Raw genomic sequence first — 22,574 nt, 5'->3', positions numbered from 1 at the left:
GGAAAGGAGAAGCCAACCCATTGTAATTCCCCTCAATAACATCAGAAACTACAAAAGCGGATATTCACCTAACGTTCGGATTATTTGACTTAAAATCTCTCACCACACTTCTATCTGTTTAGCACTGCACCTTTAAGAACCACATTAGTATTTACAATGTTGTCTGGATAACATGACGCAAGAGAAATACGCTTGCTCTTAACCTTAGGTCGCTCGAACGTTAGACATCAAAATGGATTATCCTTTGATTTAATTAAACTAGTGCCTCTTCCTATAGTCTTGATTTTTAGTTAATCAACTCAAAAAAATCATTTTTAAAACTTTATCTAAGATACTTTTTCCCTGCTCCCATCACAATATTCGACCTAATTGGCGTGATGCAGACGCATGGGTGGTCCTGTTTGAGAAACAGGAACCCATAAATTGATAGTGTCATCAAGGTACCTAATTATTTTATTATTATCTTCATCTAAAAAAGGAGTTGAGTTAAACGCTAGCCAATCAAAGTTTCCACTTGAATATTTATGTACTTCTTGAGAAGAGTAATTTACGAGTTTACTGTTTTTATTTAGCGCAACCAGGTCGTCACGTAAATCGCTCAAGATTACAGCAGCGGCTTCATTTTCCCAATCACTTAACTTTTGTAGTTTCTTCACGTAATTATCGATTAATGCGCCCACAACGTTAAAGTAACTATTTTGAATAGAGCTAGTCATTTGAGCATAATCAATGAATCGTAATGATGTCTCATAGTTATCACCACCTTGTAGACTCATTAATGAAACAGCATCATTTAATGCAACATCTACCTTTTTCTTTAGGCTTCCATCAGCCACATGTTTATCGATTTTCTCAATAAGCGAATTTAATTTTTCTTGACTGATTGGCTTTAATGAAATTTCTGATTTATCTACTAATTTAGTATTAACCAGGTCTTTAGCTGCATGATAAGAACTCATAATTTTGTTTTTAAGGGTGGAATGTTCCTCTCCAATTTTCGAATATGCATCATTAATTAATTTTGTAAACTTGGTCTCATCAGTCACATCGACGCCTTGGCTAATTAGTGACTTTGTTATGGCAAAAACAAATGGAGCAACATCAATCTTGGATTTAATATCATTCATGACAGAGCCTTGAATTATTGAGCTTTCAATTGGCATAAATATCGATATAAAAATAAGAAAACCTTCTTCAATCTTTACCTCTGAATAATCAAGGTTTTTCAAAATATGATGCCCAAAATATAACCAAGAATAGTATTTTTTTAGAACATCATTATATGGGGCTATCATTGACTCCTGAAGACTATGGATAAATTTTGTATCTGTAAGCATATCTTTGAATTCAACAACAAGATGATCGCTATTGTCATATATTACATCTACTGTCCTCTCTAAAACTGGGAAAAATACATCATTCAACCAACGCATATTTGGTATTGCAACATTTTTTATCGATTTTGAAAATCGGATGCTGTTTGTGCCTTCATATGATGGATGGAAATTTGCATTATTTAATTGGACATGTCCGAAACTGCTTATGTATTTCTTCCCTGTCAATGAGGTTGAATACCAGTATTTTAAATTTTCCTTTAATCCGATTAGGTGGCTAATAGTTACTGGTAATTCACTTGAAACGAATTGCGTGGTTATTGGGGTGGATACTGTGTTATCTTTGAAATATTTATCTACTCTATTAGAGTAATTATCATTAATCAATCTATATGCTAATTTGTGGAAACTGTTTTTATATAATTCAACTGTTAATTCTCCAAAATGTTTATATTCATAATTATAAATCTCATCATTATCACCTCGGATTATTTTTTTAAGCTTTAGTAGTGATGCGTCTGTTTTATCAATTGCTTTTGAGTAGACACCCATCAAAGTGCGATCGGACTCTTCCATCTTGTTGATGACCCCAGCCATTTTTATATCACCATAAATTGCAATCCCTTCAGCGATGAGAACACCTATAACTGGGTTTATAGCTTCCGCAATTGACTCGGAGAAGATTGAGCCGATAACTTCCCCTGCAATTTCCGGGGCTATGTAGGAGCCCAAAAGAACGGCACCACCAGTGATTTCATCAGCATTTTTATTTTCTATGCCGTCAAGCAATTCTAATCCACCACTTACAACGGCAATAGCTCCACCAATTTTCTCTGCCAACTCCATTGCTCCGGTTTCAAATTCTGGTATAACCTCACCAATTTCTTCATTAGTAATCTTTTGGCCAATGGAAGTTTCTTTTTCTGATATCGGTGAGATGTCCTCTTGAAAATCATCAACCTCTTTTTCAAGAGTTGTAGTTTTACATGCTTCCCCCTCATCCAAAAGAAAATAGAAAGAGTTAGCACTATTGGCAAATAATACCGCTCCGATTGATAGTCCAATAGTGCTTATTTTAAACTTCATTGTCCATTCCCCCGCCTAAAATATGATTTTTTGAAAAATTTGATGGAATTAAAAAATTGGTAAAACTGACAATAGACTATTTCAATCAATCAATAAGAACATTTAAATAATTTATGTTTTATTTATATTGAAAAGTTATCATCTTTACTAATTCAAGGAAAAAGCATGAGCCACACCAAGAGTTTTTGACTCTGAGTTAAGTGAGAAAGAGCTTGCGGTTGAAAATGCAGCTAGAACAATATTAGCCAAAAACAAGATTATATGTAGCAAAGCGGAAAGAGCGGTATGGTTACCACAAAGCCTATCAACAACTCAAAATCAAAAAACGGATAATTATTAATTATTAATTACCCTTCAACCTCTTGCGATAGCTGACAGGAAGAAGCATAAAGACGTCAGGTTAATAATCGCCCCAATAATGATGAAAGTCGTTTCACTTAACATCTCAGCGCATTCAAGCCGACCGCATTGTAATAATTGAAGGAACTAAAAAGATGTCACTACGTTACGTCATATTGACGTATTTAAATGAAAACCCCCACTCAGGTTACAGCGTCACCAAAGAAATCAACAAATCCCATTATTGGAGCGCCGTCCTACAGCATACTTATCGAGAGATTAAGGTATTACACAAAGAAAGATGGATAGAAGCGCATGCGAACTGTGCTTCAAAAGGCAACGCTTTCACTATCACCGAACTTGGTAAACAAGCGCTAATTAACTGGCTATCGACACCGGTGGCCACCTGTCAGCATAGAGATTCGTTTTGTATAAAATTGATGAATCATTCTCTCGCACCAACAGAATTAAGCCGTGAGATAGACCTCAGCATCAAAACCACCCTCACGGTATGTCAATATTACGAACGAACCTTGAAACAACCGCAATTAAACGCTCGTCAAACCCTTATCCTCAAAAAGCGACTCGCAGAAGTTCAATTGAATTTGGATTGGTTCCAAGACATCCAGAAGACCTTGTTTTGAAAACGTCCACTCAAAGCAAAGTCGTTAAAAAAGAAATTGACCACATCGCCAAATACATTACACCTCAAGTTCATTCTGGCCCCGTCAAGCACGCACCCAGAATGAACTTGAAGAGAACGACATCAGCCAAAATATTAAAATAGTGGGATTGATTCATAATAAGGAGAACACCTCATGGACAAAAGAACCGTACCAGCCCATCAGCGCATGGAAATACCGCTTAAACCCAACCACGCCTTACCATATCCAAGTAAAACCGTGCCAGAAAAATTAAAGCAGCAGACCAAAGTTCGTCGCCGCATTGAAGACATCCTTGAAGCCCAAGAATTTGATGCGCTTTGGAAGGATGGGTGAAATAGAAGACAATAAAGCACGGCCGCTTTGTCGCGTAATTCAGTTTAGAGGCCATTTTTCACCGTTTGATATGCTTTTTAATCAATACGACAGGTTTCAGGCATCCCAAGCTTCTACAGCGCTTTGAGCATGTCTAAGTTTATGAAAGTAAACGTTTGTGATAACCAGACCGCTGTTTCCAATACTTATTGGAACCGGACACCTCCGGACAACCAGCCGCGAGATTTCGGGAGGGGGATGAGCTCAAACGCGAGTTTAATCTGAATTGCATAGTAACAAGACCTCGTGTCATAGCGCCATCGCCAGATACCTCTATGAGACTTCGGCGTGTTTATTTGAGTAAGTTCGGGAGCACTTCTCCACCGGTAACATTAGATAAACTTAACTCAGCAGCAAGGATTTCCGGCGTCTTGGTATCGACCGCTAAGTGTAACTTTCGCCATACTCTAAGCTTCCCATCTGAACAAGGTTTTTACTTCCTACTTACCTTCACCATAAACCTTGATGCCTCTCTACTCAATGGCTAGGCACAGCATTGCGCCTCTTGCTTTTGTTTTAGATGAGATATCTACCTCTTTTGCATGGCGAATGATACTTTTGTTATGTGGGCAGCTCAACGGAACATGAAGCTAGCCTAAATATTGAATCGATAGACCCTTGCAGCGATCTCAATGGCATAGAGAAGACTCGTTTCACCATTAACGCAGTGGTAGTAATAACTAAATCACTGAATCGACGTGACCTACCACGCTGGTTCTGTTTGCTTTACGTCCCCCCACTTATCGCCTCGGGACCTATCAGAGCTAATAGGAACTAATACAGGTAAAGGAGACCTCTTTTTATTTGTACTGCAATTTATCTAACTCATAATTGTCCGTGCGACCTGAAGTCGTATGAAGCGTTGTTCACCACGCAGAGTGAACCATCTGTATCACCAGATGACCCTAAGAGCCTGAATAAAGCAGCGGCTCTGACAACGTAACGAAGCTTGGTCGTTAGGCTGTGCGGGAGCAAAATCGTGAGAGGATGTTCCTCCTGATAACCTCAAAATCGGGTGAGTGCTAGGGAGTCAATATGATGAATGTAATGTGAATCCATTTAAGGCGCGTTATGTGATGAAACAGCGGAAGTGGTTAATACGCTGTAGCCAAAAGGCAACGAGAGTCGGAAAGAGATTGGACAATGCTCTTTCGTGGTCATTGTACTCTCCGCACCATTGTGGGCATCTAAGTTGACATTTTTACGCGACATACGGAACAGGGTAAGCCTGTATACCTCCCTATGGGAAAGCTACCTGTGAAGGTGGCCGATAGGTATGCAGGTAAAGGAGGTTAGAGAAAGCAAATGCCGCTTTGTAATGAAGTGGATACAGATTTTTATCTGGCGCGAAAGCGAGCTGACTTCTAACTGGTCTCCCGTTGCGAAAGAGTTTGAAGAACTTTATTGAAGAAGAAAAGCAAATGATGATTTCGAATGAAATTAGTGCATCTTCTTACAACGAACCGTGGTCTCTCAATTACTGAGTGCTCATTGGCGAGGTATTAAAGCTTCAAGTGCGTATCGCAAAGGTAATTAACACGAAGAGCTAATGTTGCGATCAACTTTTGGTCTCGCTCTAGTCCTATAACGATTTAATTACTGGGTGCTTCACTGTGCCTTTGTGGAGGCTTGAGCCGTATGCAGTGAAAGTTGCACACGGTTCTGAGGAGGGTGGCACCTGGTAACAGGTGCCGTCTATCCGACATTTCCTTTCGGCTTGAAGAGATTTGGCGGATCAAAACCAAACTAGAGATTGATAGTAGTTGGATGTAGCTTGCGTTACTTAACTGAGCCATTCTTGATAACAAACTAAGATCGAGTGATTTTCTCTACTTCCGGGGTTGCGAGGTCTCTTCGCAAAATAGGATATTTAGCCGTGTTAAGCAGATTCAGAGAAAAACAGACCTTGAAGTTCAATTTGAGAAAAAGACAAGAACTCAACAGAGTCTCATGAAATGGATTTTGATGACTTCCAACAGCCAGCAATTTTCTTTTCCAAGCCAAATGCGAAAGCAACAACCGATTAAGTATATACAGGCTTAAATTAAAAGTTGGAATGTTCGATTTTCTTCTTTGATTTGTAGGCTTTCATTGAAATTTTTAAGACAAGTTGTTCTTGTTTCGTTGAAATGAGCTGCTTAGTTAAAGCTTTGTGGTGTAGGTCCGTGATAAAGTTTTTTTCCCAAGGCGTAAGGCGGTCAAACCTTAATAAAATAGTGTCATTTAGTACATTGAACAACTCGTATTGGCTTTTATCCATTCGACTGCTGAGCATTCAATTAGAGCACTTAGCTAGAGAAATGACGTTAAGGCTTTCTACGTTATCATTTTTGCCTAAGGTAATGATTCGATAAGAGACCCCCCTCTCTAATAGTGGTCTTATTTCGATGTTGTCACAAAAACTAACGGCGACTTTTTCTACTAAGCTGTCCATATTCAAAGTTTTCTTTTTTACGAAAATAAGAGTGACACTATTGCCCTCTGACTGAGCATTTACGAGTGTGATTGAGCCTAACTCTTGTGGCAGTTGGCTTGAGATAACCGTCGCTCTATAATCGGCAAGCCCATTAGATTTTATTGGGCTTATCTGACAACCGTTAAGCATGACACTGACGAAGAAAATTACTGTTGTTCGTAGCATTATGCGCTTCTTCTCCCTTTAGGTGCCTTAAAATATTTATGGATATAACGTGAAGACATAGAAGATAAGAGCGCACTGTAATCTAAACTGAATGTGACTTTTTCCCCTACAAGTAGTGGTTTCTGTGAGGATTCAAGGACAAAGTGATCGCTAGTTGAAGACATGATCTTAATCCCATTCGGAGCCTTAAGCCCGCTGACACAAACATCTTGGCGGCCTAATGCCAGAATAGCTTGTGATACCTCCCCTCTATCTTGAAGGTTTTCTTTTTCACCAAAAGCATTTAACCCCCGACTTCCCCAAGGCAAAGTCGGTTTAATCTTGGATTCAATCACTTCAGCGGTCAAAGAAACCGCATCCGTATGTAAGCCTTTGATATTTTCGTGCTCTAAAGGCTCACAGCCTAAAAAAATTGCTTCTCCTATACGAAGGTTATTGACTCGAGTTAAGCCTGTTCTCTGAAGAGCCCAGTTAACTGAAGCAGAATTACCCCCTGAAATAATTTCTAGATTGACCCCAAATGTAGCTTCAATTCCATCGGCAAGATCAGAAAGAATATTCATATTTTGTTCATTTGGAGCGACGCCATACCGACAGGCTAAATTCGCACCAATTCCTTTTATCGTGATGTTCGGTAAAGAAATAATCTCTCGGATAAAATCAATCACGCGATTCGGCATCACACCTTCTCTGAGATCGCCAAGCTCAACCATAATAATGATACCGTGACGGCAATTTTGTTGTTCCGCTGCATGTGAAAGCCTCTGAATTACTTCAACTTCAGAATTTAAACTCATATCACTGTATTTTATTACACTCGCCACTTGACTTAGCATGGGCGTACGTATCAGCATTTTAGGGATAGCAATGCCTGATTCAGTCATCTTTTGAAGGTTTTCCATTCTTGAATCGGCTAACATTGTTGCGCCAGCATCAATAAGAACTTGTGCGATGATAGGGTGGCCGAGGAAGACTTTTGTTACAGGTGTAACGGATATATTTTTTAGTGAGAGCTGAGTGAGCAGGTACTGAGCGTTATGGTGAATCTTCCCACAATCAATGTCTAATCTAGGGCAGTTCACCCTTTTGCGGCCAGTTTTCTTGCTATCATAGGGAAGGCTGACGTTACGATGTGCAGTAGATGTTCGACAGGCTGTGATAATGCATCAGTAACCGGTATACCAAATTCGGTAGTGTAGCTGTCTATCGCACGACAGGTTTCATCTAAAGACATATCTTCATGATTCAGTGTTAGTCCAATAACATCGGTATTAGAAAACGTTTCGATAAGATTTATTTCTGAAGCAATCGAAGGCATTGGGCAATCAGGAAAATCACTACGATATAAACGTTTAGGAGCATGTTGCAATATCACACCCGCTGGACAACTGCCACGTAAGATAAATGCGCTGGTTGAAAACGCAGGATGACTCAAGGCTCCTTGCCCTTCAATAATAATCAGGTCCGGATTTTCTTTTTCATAGGCCTGTACAATGACAGATTCCAACTCACCGGCACAAAATTGTGAAGGGACAGCATCGAGTGCAACGCAGTATTGTGCGCCTTGCATAATACCTGTTTGACCAGTGGCAATCAGAACGACGTTAAGGCCTTTTCTAGTCAGTTCATTCGCCAATATTGTTGCTGTTGTTCGTTTTCCTAGCGCGCAATCCGTCCCCATTACAGCAATTCTCGGACATTTAACGTTGTGTATTTTGCCGCTAAACGTTTTCAGATCGCCTTTACTTTTGGGTTTGCGAGTATCGAATATTCGAACGTTATTCTTTAAGCTAGCTTCTAAAAATAGAGGATCATCAGTTAGGAATTCATGCAAGCCATTTACGATGTTCATTCCTAGTGACATGGCATTTAAAATGATGCTTTTATCTAAGTCAGATAAAAAACCACTTGATGGCGCAATGCCAAAAATGAAGTAATCGGGAATGCTTTCCGCGTGAATGATAGCTTCTTCAGCATTGGCAAGGATCGGTATTCCATTGGCTTTGTTATCAAGTACTTCTCCAGCATCTAAGCCGGCAGATACACTATCAATAACCGATAGAATACGATAGCTTAATGAATGCCTCACTAGCCCATTAGCGGTTTTACCATCAATTTCACCGAAATTACCTTCGCAATATATAATTGCCGAAGGGATGACAGGTTTCACTTTCTGAGCAAGTGGTAGCCAAGGAGCAATATGAGTTACATTGTAGCCCTATCTGGCAGGGTAGTTGTCACTGTTAAAATTTAACCAGTTTGGGCGATAAAGAGTAATTGTGTCTCGTATCTCAGTAGAAAGAAAAGAAGCTATATTGAAGAAGCTATTACCTCCCTATTCAATGTCAGTTAAAGAAGTGTCGGAAGAGGAAGGAATTAGCACTGCGACCCTGTATAATTGGCGCCAGCAACTCAGACGTTCAGGAGCCGCCGTGCCAAATAGCAACACTTCATCAGAGCAGTGGTCAGCTCAAACTAAACTTGCCATTGTCGCTGAAACCTACTCAATGACAGAAAGTGAACTCAGCCAATATTGTCGTGAAAAAGGTCTTTTTCCAGAGCAAATCCAAAGCTGGCGCAGCGAATGTATGCAAGGGTTTAAGTCGAGTAAAGAGCAGGAAGCTGAAGCAAAGAAGCAGGCTAAAGCTGACAAACTTGAAATCAAAGAGTTGAAGAAAGATTTACGACTCAAAGAAAAAGCACTCGCTGAAACGGCCGCTCTCTTGGTACTAAGAAAAAAGCTGAGAGCCTTTTACGGGGAAGAGCCAGAGGACGACTAACCTCAACCGATGAAAGGCAGACCATAGTGACTCTAATCCTTGAAGCGAAGCAATGCGGATGCCGTTTACAGCTAGCTTGCCATGAAGTTCAAATTGACTTGAGAACCTATCGTCGCTGGTATCAGCAAGGAGAAGTTCAAGCTGACAAAAGGCCAATATGCACCAGACCTGAGCCTGCTAACAAGCTGTCTCAGGAAGAGCGTGATGCGATTGTCGAGGTGTGTAACCGCTCTGAGTTCGCAAGCTTGCCTCCAACTCAAATCGTCCCGACACTGCTTGATAGAGGTGAGTATATCGCCTCTGAGTCGAGCTACTATCGAGTACTGAGTACGCAGGGGCAACTTCACAAGCGAGGTCGTCAGCGGAGCAGACAGAAGCAAGCGAAGCCAACCAGTTACACAGCGACGGACTCAAACCAAGTCTATACGTGGGATATCACTTACTTACCTTCAAAGGTTCGAGGCCAACACTATTACCTGTATGTCATTGAGGACATCTACAGTCGAAAAATTGTTGGTTATGAAGTGTATGAGCATGAATGCGGTGAGCTAGCGTCACAACTTCTGCAACGAACGTTGATGCGAGAGCAGTGCTTCAATCAAGCACTGGTTCTTCACTCAGATAATGGTGCGCCGATGAAGTCGTTGACGTTCAAAGCAAAAATGGAAGAGTTAGGTATTACTTCATCGTATAGTCGCCCAAGAGTCAGTGATGATAACCCGTATGTTGAGTCATTGTTCCGCACGGTAAAGTACATGCCAAGCTGGCCAACGAAAGGCTTTGAAACAATCGATAGTAGCCAAAGTTGGGTTGAAGCCTTCGTACGCTGGTACAACACCGAGCACAAGCACAGTCAGCTAAATTACGTCACGCCTTCAGAGCGTCACAATGGAAAAGATAAAGAGATCTTGAAGCGTCGTGTAGAGGTATTGCTCGCTGCAAAACAGCGAAAGCCTGAGCGGTGGTCTGGTGATATCAGGAACTGTGCGCCTGTTGGTGACGTTCACCTAAATCCAGAAAGAGAAGCTGCTTAATAAGTAAGCAAATGATGACAACTACCTTGAAAAACACCGGTAGTTGGTTTTGAAATTTTCAATTCTAGTGAATTTGAAGATGTTTCTTAACTTTTGGGTTGAAATGGACATAATTAAAGCCTGCGGTGAGGCTTAGGAGGGCAACTAAGGAGTGCCGAGATGCGAGTTCGGAAAAGAAAAGAAGTCCCTACTAAGCGGTAGGGATAAAAACCAAGGTAACACACTTACCAGACTATTGTTGGTTAATATTAAGACACTTCTGCGTCTATCACTTTGAAAATTAGCCCTTACTAGAGTGAGTTATCGCCCGAGAATCGACTCAATTAACATCCTAATATCAACACAGATACCTAAACCGTTCAACTTCCTCATCAGTACGTGTTGGCATTGCTTTGATAAGTCTTCCTCTGCGCTTGGGAGCTCGTCTGTTTAGGTTTGGATGCTCTCACTTTTCGATTTTTAGGTTTACTCATAAACTGACCTGATAATATTCCACGAATGACTTCCCCTATCGCCTCAGAAGATAGCGATACTTGCGCATCATTCACATGGGCAAACGAAGCGTTGACGGAATACGCTTATGACCTAACAACTGCGGTGCCATTCATCATTTTTGACAAAAGACCATCTCAGCCCCGTCACCTCTTAAATTAGACAACCCATTAAAAGGAGCAATTTTAGCACCTTAAAACGATTTTAAGCTGCTTTGGCTCTTCCATACTTAAGATGTGTGATTAAGCTATTTTTTACGGTTTTGCTTAATGCCATCACAAGGATTCTCCATACAAGACGCTGCTGAACAGCATACTTAAAAATAGAACGAAGCACATCAAGGTTACGGTTGGCAGCGCCAGCCTAAGTCAACTAAATTCATCAAATCAACGTTGTACATGGTATGAATCAAGGCTACTGACGGGATAGCACACAAACTCTGGCAATAAATGTCTTTTCAAGGCACTCCTTGCTGTCCCTATCGAATCAAATTTCCATGTCGTGCACACCATAAACCATACATGACTCCTTAACCAATTCATCAAATTTATTGCAGGATTATTAGACAAAAAATCCCTTTATACAGAAACCAGTTCCAACGTGTTCCAATCTTAGCCGAGTGGTTAACTCGCGCAGCTCAAGAATCTACCTTACCGCCTTTTGACCACTTTTTTCTTAATTCAAAAAGAGTGGCAAGAGTTGAAAATGGCGAGTTGGCTACATAACTGTGGAAAAATCACGACACCCGAAGGTGTGGTCAAAAAAGCAACAAAACTGGAAGCGATTTATAACCGGATCCACGAAGTAAGAATACGCTTCAAGCTTCTTAAACGTGAGGAAGAAATTACGAAATTGAAGTCTTTGGTGCAAGCGTATCCAGTTGGATGGTGAAAGCAACTAATAGAAAATTGTGAACAGTTGAATCAATATTTTTAATTTTTAGCTCAGCTTAATTTGGGAGCAGAGTTTATCACACCAACTGAACCTAATATCGTCTCACGAATGTGGACTCTAACCTTAAGTAAACAACTCGGTACATCTTCAGAAGAAATGAAGCAGTACACGAAAAAAGATAAATACCCAGCCGAAGCAATATCAGGCGAATAAAGGATAAATGCACAACTTAGGTATTCAGAGCGGCACGTTAACAGAGAAAGAACGGTTTATCATCAACGATCACATTGTTCAAACCATCCATATTTTGGAGTAGCTACCGTTCCCACGACATATTCGAAACTTGGCAAAAATTGCGGGAGGCCACCATGAGAAAATTAATGGTAAGTGTAACCTATGGGCTTAACGGGCTCAGAGATGCCTCTTACCACAAAAGTCATGGCCATTGCCGATCTCTTTGAAGCGTTGACCCTGCTCTGTTCGCTTTTTTTTTAAGTTCGAGGGTTTGTAAACGTCTTACTGATGACTATTTACAGCCTGAGCAAATTGATGAAGTAAACATTAACGATTATTTAACGTGATATCGACGTTAAGAGCCTGTTCCTAGTCGTCATAAAGAGAAGAGGCCGATACGCGAACGTTGTTTCTCTCGTCCTTTCTACTTTCTTCGCAAACGTAATCTTCTCGCATCGGCTCAAAACTTGTTACGCCGTCACAATATATAATCCTGACACCTTAACCTAGATTGCCTTCTTCTAGTCTTATGGAGTCGGTAGATTCGAAATCCTTAACGAGCACCTCATGTACCTAAACCGCCTTTACGGTGGAGTCAAAATCGGTCGAATTCACCTAGATATGTCTCGGCGGATCTTGTGGGACAAACTGTCATGCGGCCTCCTAAAAACTGCATCGAACATAAAAACAAAACCCAGTACACTTAAACGTCCCCTCAACCGTTTTCATGAAACGTAAAGCTGGAAAAAACAAGCCCTATTTTCGTGCCAACCCCCTCATTACAGCGCTGCAAGATGTGTTTTCTTTCCATCTTGGTGGTGTAAATGATCCGGCCTACATAGCTATTGAGCTCCAAATAGCACAAATCATGAAAAACCAAACCGGCTTTCTTTTGCGCGAGCTGAGCGGTAATTTGCAATGCATCGATGGTATTACGCGCCATTCAATCGACTTTGGTAACGTGAATAATGTCCCCTTCCCTCGCAAAGCCCAACAACTGGTTTAGCTGTTAAATTTGAACGTCGGACGTTTAGTCTTGGGTACTGACACGGACATAGACAATTTTCATGAAATAAGCCTAGAGTAAAACCAAATTTGGCGCCTAGTACTGTTGCCATTATCCGACACAGCATTGAACCATCCAGTTGCAAATTCTGATTAGCAATATAGACGATGATTTTATTTTCCATGCTCACTTAGAGTGCTTTGAGCACTTGTGAGGTAAGACGTGCAATACGGCTGACTTCTACAAACACCAAATTACCTATCCCAACCTTTTTGGTAGAGTCATAGAGCCCGTGCTTTTAGTTTGCTACATATTGGTTGTCTGAAGAGACTCCTAAATATGCGTAGTTCACCATGTTTTCACCTTAAATAAGATTATCTAAGGTAGACAAAAAAGTGAACGGATATAAGAAAGTGCGAACAGAGTCAGACAAAAAGACAGCACCGAAATTCGGTGCTTTTTGAAAATGTGAGAGCTAGCTTACAAAACGTCTCTGAGGTTTTTACGCTCTTCAATTTCTTCTTGTTCCGGGATAGTTCCAGGCAGCGTAATTTTTTTTGGATTTTGCTTAATACTTTGCACCGATCGAACAGACTTAGACGTCTTGGATTTCAAACTGAATACCTGTGGATTAATCGTAAGGTTTTGTCTTACTTCAACCGCAAACCCTTGATTTTCATTTTCAGGTAAATAATTACTCTTAAGGTACTTAATCGACAGGAAATCCTTGTTTCTCTTTAACGTAAATAAGCACTTTGTTAATCGCATTATCGACGTTAAACCAGCCCCAGATGCCATGGTAATTTCTTGATTACCACGAATTTCCTCTTTATTCACATGATGAACAAGCAATAAACTAGCGCCTGATTCACTGGCAAGGCTTTGGAAGACATTTTTGATTAAGCGATCGTGTTTGACTTCCTCACAACGGCCTATTGACTCAGTCACGGTGTCTACTATCACTAAATCGAATTCAGAGAAAATTTGTTTGAGTTGTTCTAAATACTGCTTATGTTCTACTTTTTCTTGTGCAGAGCTGTCGGGCGGGATCACTATCGGTTCAATGTCCGTTAAAAAATGTAGATTTTTTTTTAGCTCTGACTTAATGGTGGCAGTGCAATTAACCAGCTTTTCTTTCATTCGAGATTGAATCACGCCAGCCCCGTCTTCTGAACTCAGTACCAAGGTTTTAGCCGGTTTGTCGGCCGCGCTCATCCCTAGTAAAGACATTGAAGAAGCGTGTTCCATCGCAATACAAAGTGCAAGGTGAGATTTACCGACATTCGGTGCGGCAATCAACATACCTACATGCCCTTTGAGTAAGCCTTTTATACTGAACTCTAGGCTTTGGCTCGCAGGTGAAGACATCAAGCTATCAAGAGATTGAGTAATCATGATTTACCCTCCCCAATATAAAAGATCTGTATACCATTACCAACATCGCGAAATTGAAGACTAAAATCTTTTTCAATTTGCACGGCATTGGCCAACAAATCTTTTCTTAGATCGCTCCGGAAGCTATGGCTGACTTTAGAAGCAATAGACTGAATGTAACTATCGAGCGCCCATTCAAACTTTTTGTTATGTAAAAATTCTGCTTTGTGCGTGGTAATGTATTTTAAGAATGAGCGAACTGACGGTTTACTATAGTTGGTCATTTTGTGTTGTTCTAATCGATAATAGTAACCATGGTCGCGTATCGCTTGTAGCAAGCGCATGTCTGGCACTAAGAATACATGGTTAGTTAGATTCTTACTGTTTTTACGGCCGGTTTTGAATTTACTTCGATCACAATAGAAACGGTAATCTTGCACAAATTCTAAGGGCTTTTTGCCTACAACGTTCTGTTCTTCATCGAGTTCATTAATCACCAAATGAGCCGTTGCCAATTGAGTAATACGACGCTCAATTTGATCGTAGTTCGGACGAGTTGTCGCCATTCCCATTCGGGTTGCTAGCTCATACATACTCATCGATAAAACGGTTGCATCCCGGTCAATAAAAGAGTCGAAACCATCTTGTTGAGTGTCAGAAATATCACCATCAGAAATGGTTTGATATACTTGGGACCAATTTAAACGAGATCCCGCTTCATAAGAAGCATCGTCGAGTTGAATAGTTTGAGCATAGGCCAGCATAGTCTCGAGGATATCGCGATGAGGTTGTAGGAGATAATCTACATGTAGATCAACCCTGAAGCTTTTCCCATAGCTATTAATATTAACACTCTCTAATGGGTGATTTGGATCTGTACCACCACTCTGAGCAATTTGAATCAATTTTGACTGCATCGTTGAAGTCAAACGAGAAGCAGGATGAAAAATAGTTGCTCGAGAGAAAAGAATCGATGAGATAAACCGATTTTTTCGGTCTTCTTCATTAATAACCGTCAGGCTAGAGTTGGATGATAACGTCATGATCATTACCTAAGAATGAGATAGTATCATTTTAACAGATAACCTTACTTACCTCATCAACTTCGGTAGATGTCTATATTATTTCGGTAAATATCTATAGCTCGTCACATAAATTATGTATAAATATCGGTAAATAACTACTTTTTTCGGTAAATGTTTAGTTACTTCGCAATGATCAAACTATGTATTTAATTCATAATTTATCTAATGCTTTGATCGTTTTATAACCAATTTAGGTTAATTATCATAAGTTAACTTAAATTAATGATCTTACCTTTCTTTTAGATCGGCTAATGTTAATACTAAAAAATCTTATTTCGGTAAATGTTTATATGTTTGATCGTTTAATATCAATATAAAATCGGTAGATGTTGATATTGAATCGGTAGATGTTGATATTGAATCGGTAGATGTTGATACATTTAGATGAACTCTAAGAAACTAGAAACTTTAGGATCTAGTTTCAAGATATACCAACTTCACTTAGGCTCAGTCGGTAACCCAACAACTAACATCAAATCTCGAGAGATTTTTGATGTTAGTTGTTGGGTAAATGTTAGTTCTCTAATAATTTTATGTCTTACTCTTAATGTTTAGCTATATTTTTTACCAATTGCATGTAATTGATAAATGGGTTGGGTTTGTAGTGGTCTAATGATCTTAGGTACTAAACTAGGTGGTAAATCGCTACTATTAATGCGGGCTCTTATGGTGAAGATCTTTTTCGTTTTTTAGATCATCCCAGGCTGTAAATCAGTTTCATGCATTACTCGTCACTGCGCCTGACTGAATTAAACGAGCTTGCTATGTCTCCTCGATTTTTTATGCAGTCAAACCTATTTATCATTTAAATCTACTTACGAAAAGTTTCTCTCATGCGAACTAAAGAAAGAGCTTCAACATTAATGGAACACTTTGGTGTGATCATGTGTAGCTGCGATATTGTTGGTTACAGCATGTGCTAATCTACAGAGGTTAGGCAAAGAGTTTGCATTTACCTAACCTCTTTGAAGTGAGTTCGTTACAAACTTCATCAGGAAAGACATCCTGACACCGATGACAGTAGTTTTGATAGAATGAGAAGGATCCTAAGACAAAACTATATGTAGCGAAGAGAAGCAGAGGGACTTTCGATAAGAGAAACACAAAGATTTTTGAAACGCTATATCGTTTGTAAATTTCCCTCCATTATATTGAAAGATTTTTCAGTTATGATGTAAGTATTGACATGGGATCGTCAATGCTCCCATGGAGAAGTTATTCATAAATTTGAAAATCGAGTGGACACAAGCTCAGCCGCTATTACCTGATGAGCTACTACAATCGGCAATAGCCTCCTCAAGCAAATGATGAGGCCTATAGATTTAGGATTGGACAAAGGTTGATTCGTGTTGTGATGAGTTGTGTGTGTTGAGCGCTGATTATATTAATGACAGTGGGATTAATTTGCCTTGGGAAGAACCTTAAGTGCCAACGCCAGAAATCAAATATTACGAACTCTCGAATTTCAAAGGTTAAGTCAATAATTATAATTTACCGCCCCTTTCTCTCACTCTTGGATAGAAATTGGCTTCAGAGGCTATTTCTACTATCGTCCCTGAGAAGATTAACTTTAAAATCGACTTAAACCTTGTTGCGTAAATGAAATCCAACTTTGACGAATGTGTTCCTGAAGCGTGCTCTGAAATTACTGATTATTAAATTGAAATTGTCGGTAGGTGCTGTTCCACCCCACAACCGAACAAGCTCGCGAACGTTGTAGGAATACCAATGTCATGCAACCACGCTAACTTTGTAGCAATCTTTATCAACCTTTAGATGGGAAATTACGTTTATCGCTTAATTGGGCTTTATCTTTCTTTAGAGGCAAGAGTATAGTGGTCCAATAAAATTGGTCACGGTTTTCAAGACAATCAATCGTTCTGAGCCAATGAGTGTCAGAACACCATTATACTGATATGGCCTAAGTTGGCTGGAATATCTAATTATGTATTGGATGATTTTTTGAGTCTCTGCAAAGCTGCGATAATTTATTGCGGGAATCCACTTAGTATTTAAGCTTCTAAAAAACGTTCGATTGTCGCCTACTCCCTGCAATTTTTTCGTCGAGATAAGTTTTTTATCTGGAAGCACCGCAGTAATTGATGATACTTTCCACTTATTTAGTGACAGCCTTGGCCGCTGCGGTCCATGATATTTTTAGGTTTCCGACGAGCTTGTAAGCCATCGATAAACTTTATCTCTTGTCCGACTGTTAAACTATCAGCAGAGTCGTGGTTTTTTTAATATTTTCCCCGTCTTGAAATATGTTTATACATTGAGGACTAATTATGACCATCCCAAATAAACACTACGTTAAGAGCACTCAGCGAGATTACACACTAGGCTTTAAATACAGGTTGTGGATACCATTGAAAATGGAGAAATGGATTATTTAGTCAGTTCAAGGAAGAGCACGATGCCGAAATCACCGAGGGCGGCAAGAAGCCTTCGAAAAGAAAGTAAGCGTAATTAGGGCTTGTTCGTTACGCGATATTTATCTTTAATGTGTATATCAGAGAGAAAAATTGTCAAGGTGAGCTTGCACTAAGGCGCTTCATGTCTCGACTAGGAACTCACAAGCTTCACTTCTCTTACTAAAACCTCAATTGATAGCTAAAGGAATAAAGCTGGGCCGCGATGTTTAGTTTAACTACCTTCAAGAAGAGCGGTTGCTGGTTAAGCCAAAATGGAGCTACACCAAAACAATGAAAAAGGCATTGAATGAAAAAGCATCCGAATTTGGTAAAATAAATGTTTTCTTCAAAGGTAGAGGAGTTTTTGGTGAGCTACATGACTTATGTTCAATCTGATGAGGGCGTTCATTAGTTGTCATTGTCAACGGACGCCTTCATTCGTAAGATGAACAGGCCAAATAATATGTATGAAAAAACAAAAAATTCCGTTACAGGCTTGCTAAAAATCGTCAACCTATTTAAGACGAGATACCTTCTTTTAAAATTCACGAATTTCTAGTTGTCCAGATGTCATAGGTGAGGCATTAGGGCTTTCTCTCGTAGATCTGTCTAGCGAATAGCAGAACACCGCTTAGCTTTAATTTCGATGTTTGAAGCCACATATGCCAAGCAGATGAACTGTTCTCTTCTAATACTCTCCTACCCTGCCCTCCTACCAGTATCCAAGCACAATGTAGTGTCTCAGTCACACCTTAATTACCGGTGTGATTTACGCTGTGGTATCGACGTTTCATGTTGCTATTTTTTTCTGGTGCAACCGACATATAAAAAATCGAGGTCCAAACTCCTTGGTTACTCGCTGTCTCGCCTTTACTTTGGTTTGGGATAACCAGGGGGCTTGGGGCAATTTATAACTGGTGACCGATTGAATACGTTATTTTAGCTTGGGTCGTAGTGGTGTGTGTTGTCTTGTCTTTTCGCAACTCACTGGCAATATTAGTTTCGCCCTTTTCTTTTTGATTGGGTATCAAGAAGGTTTGATGGGCTTTTATAGAAAAACAGCTTTAGATTGATTTGATTGTGGGAAAATTTGTCAATGCTCAGCCTGAGCATTGACAAATTTCATGGTTTTTTGAAAGATAATGATTAGTGTGCTGATTTGTATTTTTTCCAATAATCAAAGCTGTTGAGTAGGGCAAGCTCAATACCTTGTTCATGGTATTTATACGACACATAAAATCGTTCGATGTAAGCGTAGAAAGATGGGAGACGTTGTTGGAGAGCCGGCCTTTTTTTAGGAGGATGGACACTAACCATTAGGTAACCTATGACTTGTTTATTCTTTTTTGTTTCAGCGACAAAAAAATAGATATTTTTATTGTTTAGCTTCTCCTTCATCATTGATTCCGTAAAAACTAGATCAATGATTCTGATTTTACTGAAATTGTAATCACTTAAGCTGTATTCGTTCTGCTCTCTCTTGTAATGGCTAATTTTACTGTGGCTGCCTGTTAGTTGCTCGTGACACAGAGCATTGATAGAGGATATGTCGTTGAGCGTCGCTTTTCTTATTAACACCTTAATCTCCTTTTTCCTGTTATCTTTTTGAAGCAAAACGCTAAAATGCGAATTAAAAGATATGTGTGTCCCCTAGTAATTACTAGGGGCTAATAGATGGGGTTGCATATTCGTAATATTCTTTTGCGCGTTGTTTTAAAGCCTGGATTAGCGTATTTGGTAGGTTTCTTTCTTTTATCCAATTTTCAAACACTTCTATTGAGGGAAATGTGACAGAAGAGATTAGGCTTGAGCTTTGAACTAAGTGGTTAAGCCAATAAAGGGTCTGTAGGTCTTCTAGAGGAGTTCTGGGGAGTAGTAGTCTTCCTTTTCTAACTTTTCCTTTGATATAAGGTTTGGCTGAAACCTCAAAGGTTTTACCTTTTGAAAACGGGTCTGGGTCTATCAGGATTGTGCTATATCGTATGTAGAGTAGATATTCCTGCTCTATCTCATCAAGCTCGTTGAAAGAGACTATTTTGTCCTTGGGGATAGTCTTTTCATGTACTCGGTGATGTTCATCATTTAGCAACTGCAGTAGATTAATCGGTTGAGCTGAGTAATGTTCAAGTAGGCGAGAAACTGATTTCCAGTGCAGTAGTAAATCCCTAATCGAACTCATGGTGATTGGCCCTTCTGGGTACAGTTTATACATGTACTTAACTTCGTCTTCCTTAGATAAAATGTGATCTAATGAAAACGTATTGATAATAAAAGCAGGGTGTACATAAGTAGCAATGTTTCTGCCTTCCACACTGAACGAGTTATCTAAAGGGATGACTTGAACATCAATTTTTTCTAAAGCGTTTCGCAAGGCGCTCAATAAACCATCATTGGATTTAGACTGGTAAATATAAACTCGTTTTTTTACTGTTTTGGTTCTGACCGTGAGGACCCTATTTTTGTCCGTCGGGTTAGAAGTAAAATAAGACGTCGCAAAGTAGCTAGAGAAGAGCATTATATTTGGAGAGGCTCCTTTCTTTTTTAACATTCCTTCTAAAATAAGACACCCACCGAGCATTGAGGACATAAGAATGATTTGTTTTAAGTTCTTTAATAAAATTTCAGAAAAGGAAGACAACACATCACAATAGGCGTGAGCTGGAGTGGCTAAAACTAACGTATCCCAAGAGGAGGGAAGGGGAGAGAGCTCTGTATAAAGTTCATTAAACTTAACTAATCCGACTAGTGTCGCTAATTGTGGTTCATTCACCTCACAACAAACAACGTATCCGTGTTGTTTGATTAATCTTTGCCTATTTTCCCACTGAGGGGAGCTTTTGCCGATGAGGGCTATTTTTTGACTAAGAGGAGCCATAATTTGGCTAGTTTGAATGCCGACCGGCCCCGCTCCAGCAACCAATGTGTTCCCTAGTATCATAATGGGCTCTCCATATTTCCATTTTCCTTCTAATTTATATGCTCTAGGTATATTTTTCATTCTCATACCACTACTTTTATAGTGCTACTTTCTAAGTCCATTGTTTATTTAATTATCTTTATTAATTAAAAAAACGGTGATGTCATTTGGTCAGGTTTTCTCATGGCTATGATGCTTTTTTAGAGGGCTTTTAGGTGTTGTTAATATGTTTATTAATATTTAATTTACGCTGAAATTAATACCAAATTTTATTTATTTGATTAATCTTTATTTAAGTTGGGAAGGAGAGGTTTGGGTGTCCGAATAATGGGCTTCTTTAGTTATTTCTAACCAACTTACCCTTAATCGTTGGAAAATGTTTGGAGAGAACCCTATGTCAGCAATTAGCAACAATCAAGAACAGCCTATGGATTCACACTATTTGCCGGAGCCGTATCGAATCCGGGTTATTGAACCAGTTAAAAGAACAACAGAACAAGAGCGAGAGCTGGCGTTAATGAAAGCGGGGTACAATCCTTTTTTGTTAGATAGCGATAAAGTGTTTATCGATTTACTGACCGATAGTGGCACCGGGGCAGTAACGCAGGCCATGCAATCCGCAATGTTGAGAGGTGATGAAGCGTACAGCGGCAGTCGAAGCTATCGGACGCTTAGCCAAACGGTAAAAGATATATTTGGCTATCAGTTTACTATCCCTACACACCAAGGACGTGGCGCTGAACAGTTGTATGTACCTGCCTTGATCAATAAGCGTGAACGAGATAAGGGGCTAGAACGAGAAAAGATGGCCGCATTTTCAAATTACTTTTTTGATACCACTCAAGGGCACACTCAAAAAAATAACTGTCGTGTGATGAATGTGCCTTCTCGTGATGCCTTTAATACTGAAGTTAAGAGAGATTTTAAAGGCAATTTTGACTTGAAAGCGCTCGCGTCTGGCATTGAAGAGATCGGGGCTAAAAATGTGCCCTATATTGTGAGTACGATTACTTGCAATTCTGCAGGTGGTCAGCCAGTTTCTCTTGCCAATTTGAAGGCTGTTTATGAGTTAGCGCAGTTTTATGATATTCCCGTAGTTATGGACTGTGCACGGTTTGCAGAGAACGCCTATTTTGTAAAGCAACGCGAAGAGGGATATGCTGAATGGAGCATTCAAGAGATAACTAGCGAAGCTTTTAAATATGCCGATATCTTTGCTATGTCAGCGAAAAAAGATGCGATGGTTCCTATTGGGGGATTGCTTGCTTTCAAAGATGAAAGCTTGTTAGATGTTCAATTAGAATGCAAAACATTATGCGTGCTATTGGAAGGCTTTCCAACCTATGGCGGGCTTGAAGGCGGTGCTATGGAGCGCCTAGCTGTCGGACTCTATGATGGGATGGAAGAAGATTGGTTAGCTTCCCGTCTTCAGCAAGTTGAATATTTAGTAAATGGTCTTGAAGCGTTAGGGGTTCGTTGCCAGCAAGCTGGCGGTCATGCTGCATTTATTGACGCAGGTGTGCTCTTACCTCATATTCCGCCGGAACAATTCCCTGGGCATGCTTTATCTTGTGAGCTTTATAAAGTGGCGGGTATTCGTGGGGCTGAAATAGGGTCCTTATTGCAAGGGTGTGACCTTGAAACTGGTGAACAACTGCCTTGTCCAGCGGAACTGTTGCGTTTAGCCATTCCCAGAGCAACCTATACGCAAGCTCACCTTGATTACATTATTGCTGCTTTTAAAGAAGTGAAAAAACGCGCCTCATCTATTTCAGGTTTGAAGTTTACTTATGAACCTAAAGTATTGAGACATTTTAACGCTACGTTAGAACCTGCACTCTAAGTTGTACCCCCCTTTGCTGTGAATAAGGGGGGATTTAGTTATTAATAACTAAATTGACGAGGTG

General features: G+C 39.9%; 13 protein-coding genes and 6 pseudogenes. 7 read left to right on the top strand and 12 right to left on the bottom strand.

Features of this window, described 5'->3' with window-relative positions:
- Nucleotides 1–365: 365 nt before the first annotated feature.
- Nucleotides 366–2,420: a hypothetical protein gene (locus BCU07_RS22685; protein WP_017103569.1), complete on the bottom strand. Its 2,055-nt coding sequence runs from the start codon at nucleotides 2,418–2,420 to the stop codon at nucleotides 366–368.
- Nucleotides 2,421–2,914: 494 nt separating this feature from the next.
- Between BCU07_RS22685 and BCU07_RS22680 the strand changes: the two genes are divergently transcribed.
- Together BCU07_RS22680 and BCU07_RS22675 are read left to right on the top strand one after the other, a co-directional pair.
- The gene (locus BCU07_RS22680) at nucleotides 2,915–3,403 is read left to right on the top strand and encodes a PadR family transcriptional regulator (RefSeq protein ID WP_102428398.1); all 489 of its coding nucleotides are present in this window, start codon (nucleotides 2,915–2,917) and stop codon (nucleotides 3,401–3,403) included.
- 174 nt (nucleotides 3,404–3,577) lie between these two features.
- A complete protein-coding gene (locus tag BCU07_RS22675; RefSeq protein ID WP_016800071.1) occupies nucleotides 3,578–3,757 on the top strand; it encodes a hypothetical protein in 180 nt (59 codons plus the stop codon).
- 142 nt (nucleotides 3,758–3,899) lie between these two features.
- Here BCU07_RS22675 and BCU07_RS22670 read toward each other — a convergent pair.
- Nucleotides 3,900–4,522, bottom strand: a pseudogene (locus BCU07_RS22670) (IS5 family transposase); the annotation flags it as partial.
- A gap of 945 nt (nucleotides 4,523–5,467) precedes the next feature.
- Here BCU07_RS22670 and BCU07_RS22665 point away from each other — a divergent pair.
- Nucleotides 5,468–5,827, top strand: a pseudogene (locus BCU07_RS22665) (hypothetical protein); the annotation flags it as partial.
- A gap of 13 nt (nucleotides 5,828–5,840) precedes the next feature.
- Here the strand turns inward: BCU07_RS22665 and BCU07_RS22660 are convergent.
- From BCU07_RS22660 to BCU07_RS22645, 4 genes and pseudogenes are all read right to left on the bottom strand, one after another.
- Complete coding sequence (locus BCU07_RS22660) at nucleotides 5,841–6,071, bottom strand: hypothetical protein (protein WP_016800070.1); 231 nt, start codon at nucleotides 6,069–6,071, stop codon at nucleotides 5,841–5,843.
- Nucleotides 6,072–6,437 carry a type II secretion system pilot lipoprotein GspS-beta gene (gene gspS2 / locus BCU07_RS22655; protein WP_016800069.1) on the bottom strand — a complete coding sequence of 122 codons (366 nt, stop codon included), beginning with the start codon at nucleotides 6,435–6,437 and terminating at the stop codon, nucleotides 6,072–6,074.
- Nucleotides 6,394–7,519 (bottom strand): annotated as a pseudogene (locus BCU07_RS22650) (alanine/ornithine racemase family PLP-dependent enzyme). Before BCU07_RS22650 ends, gspS2 begins: the two are co-directional and overlap by 44 nt.
- Nucleotides 7,516–8,637 (bottom strand): DUF1611 domain-containing protein, encoded by a 1,122-nt coding sequence (locus BCU07_RS22645; protein WP_241910036.1) that lies wholly within the window; start codon nucleotides 8,635–8,637, stop codon nucleotides 7,516–7,518. Before BCU07_RS22645 ends, BCU07_RS22650 begins: the two are co-directional and overlap by 4 nt.
- Nucleotides 8,638–8,716: 79 nt before the next feature.
- Between BCU07_RS22645 and BCU07_RS22640 the strand changes: the two genes are divergently transcribed.
- Together BCU07_RS22640 and BCU07_RS22635 are read left to right on the top strand one after the other, a co-directional pair.
- Nucleotides 8,717–10,251 (top strand): IS3 family transposase gene (locus BCU07_RS22640; RefSeq protein ID WP_413286081.1). Its coding sequence is split into 2 segments (ribosomal slippage): nucleotides 8,717–9,170 and nucleotides 9,170–10,251, totalling 1,536 coding nucleotides; the frame shifts between segments, so codons are not numbered across the junction.
- A gap of 1,197 nt (nucleotides 10,252–11,448) precedes the next feature.
- On the top strand, nucleotides 11,449–11,634 hold the full coding sequence (locus BCU07_RS22635; protein WP_017103258.1) for a hypothetical protein: 186 nt from the start codon (nucleotides 11,449–11,451) through the stop codon (nucleotides 11,632–11,634).
- 1,009 nt (nucleotides 11,635–12,643) lie between these two features.
- Here the strand turns inward: BCU07_RS22635 and BCU07_RS22630 are convergent.
- The 4 genes and pseudogenes from BCU07_RS22630 to BCU07_RS22615 form a co-directional block, all read right to left on the bottom strand.
- Nucleotides 12,644–12,880: pseudogene (locus BCU07_RS22630) on the bottom strand (recombinase family protein); the annotation flags it as partial.
- A 91-nt stretch (nucleotides 12,881–12,971) separates the two neighbouring features.
- Nucleotides 12,972–13,232: pseudogene (locus BCU07_RS22625) on the bottom strand (resolvase); the annotation flags it as partial.
- Between the two features lie 125 nt (nucleotides 13,233–13,357).
- The gene (locus BCU07_RS22620; protein WP_017103257.1) at nucleotides 13,358–14,272 is read right to left on the bottom strand and encodes an AAA family ATPase; all 915 of its coding nucleotides are present in this window, start codon (nucleotides 14,270–14,272) and stop codon (nucleotides 13,358–13,360) included.
- Nucleotides 14,269–15,294, bottom strand: coding sequence for a hypothetical protein (locus BCU07_RS22615; protein WP_016800063.1), 1,026 nt, complete (start codon nucleotides 15,292–15,294; stop codon nucleotides 14,269–14,271). Before BCU07_RS22615 ends, BCU07_RS22620 begins: the two co-directional genes overlap by 4 nt.
- A 2,580-nt stretch (nucleotides 15,295–17,874) precedes the next feature.
- On the opposite strand from BCU07_RS22615, the pseudogene BCU07_RS22610 reads away from it, so the two are divergent.
- Nucleotides 17,875–18,159, top strand: a pseudogene (locus tag BCU07_RS22610) (IS3 family transposase); the annotation flags it as partial.
- A 737-nt stretch (nucleotides 18,160–18,896) separates the two neighbouring features.
- Here the strand turns inward: BCU07_RS22610 and BCU07_RS22605 are convergent.
- Together BCU07_RS22605 and BCU07_RS22600 are read right to left on the bottom strand one after the other, a co-directional pair.
- Nucleotides 18,897–19,328: a GNAT family N-acetyltransferase gene (locus BCU07_RS22605; protein WP_016800061.1), complete on the bottom strand. Its 432-nt coding sequence runs from the start codon at nucleotides 19,326–19,328 to the stop codon at nucleotides 18,897–18,899.
- An 82-nt stretch (nucleotides 19,329–19,410) separates the two neighbouring features.
- Complete coding sequence (locus BCU07_RS22600; protein ID WP_017102562.1) at nucleotides 19,411–20,754, bottom strand: opine metallophore biosynthesis dehydrogenase; 1,344 nt, start codon at nucleotides 20,752–20,754, stop codon at nucleotides 19,411–19,413.
- Nucleotides 20,755–21,094: 340 nt separating this feature from the next.
- Between BCU07_RS22600 and tnaA the strand changes: the two genes are divergently transcribed.
- Nucleotides 21,095–22,510, top strand: coding sequence for a tryptophanase (gene tnaA / locus BCU07_RS22595; protein ID WP_029203693.1), 1,416 nt, complete (start codon nucleotides 21,095–21,097; stop codon nucleotides 22,508–22,510).
- Nucleotides 22,511–22,574: the final 64 nt, after the last annotated feature.

It is taken from the genome of Vibrio sp. 10N.261.54.E10 (assembly GCF_002877735.2).
In the GTDB taxonomy this organism is placed as follows: Bacteria; Pseudomonadota; Gammaproteobacteria; order Enterobacterales; family Vibrionaceae; genus Vibrio; species Vibrio crassostreae_C.
Note: the sequence above shows the minus strand (reverse complement) of the source record. Positions and strands in the feature narration are given on the sequence as shown.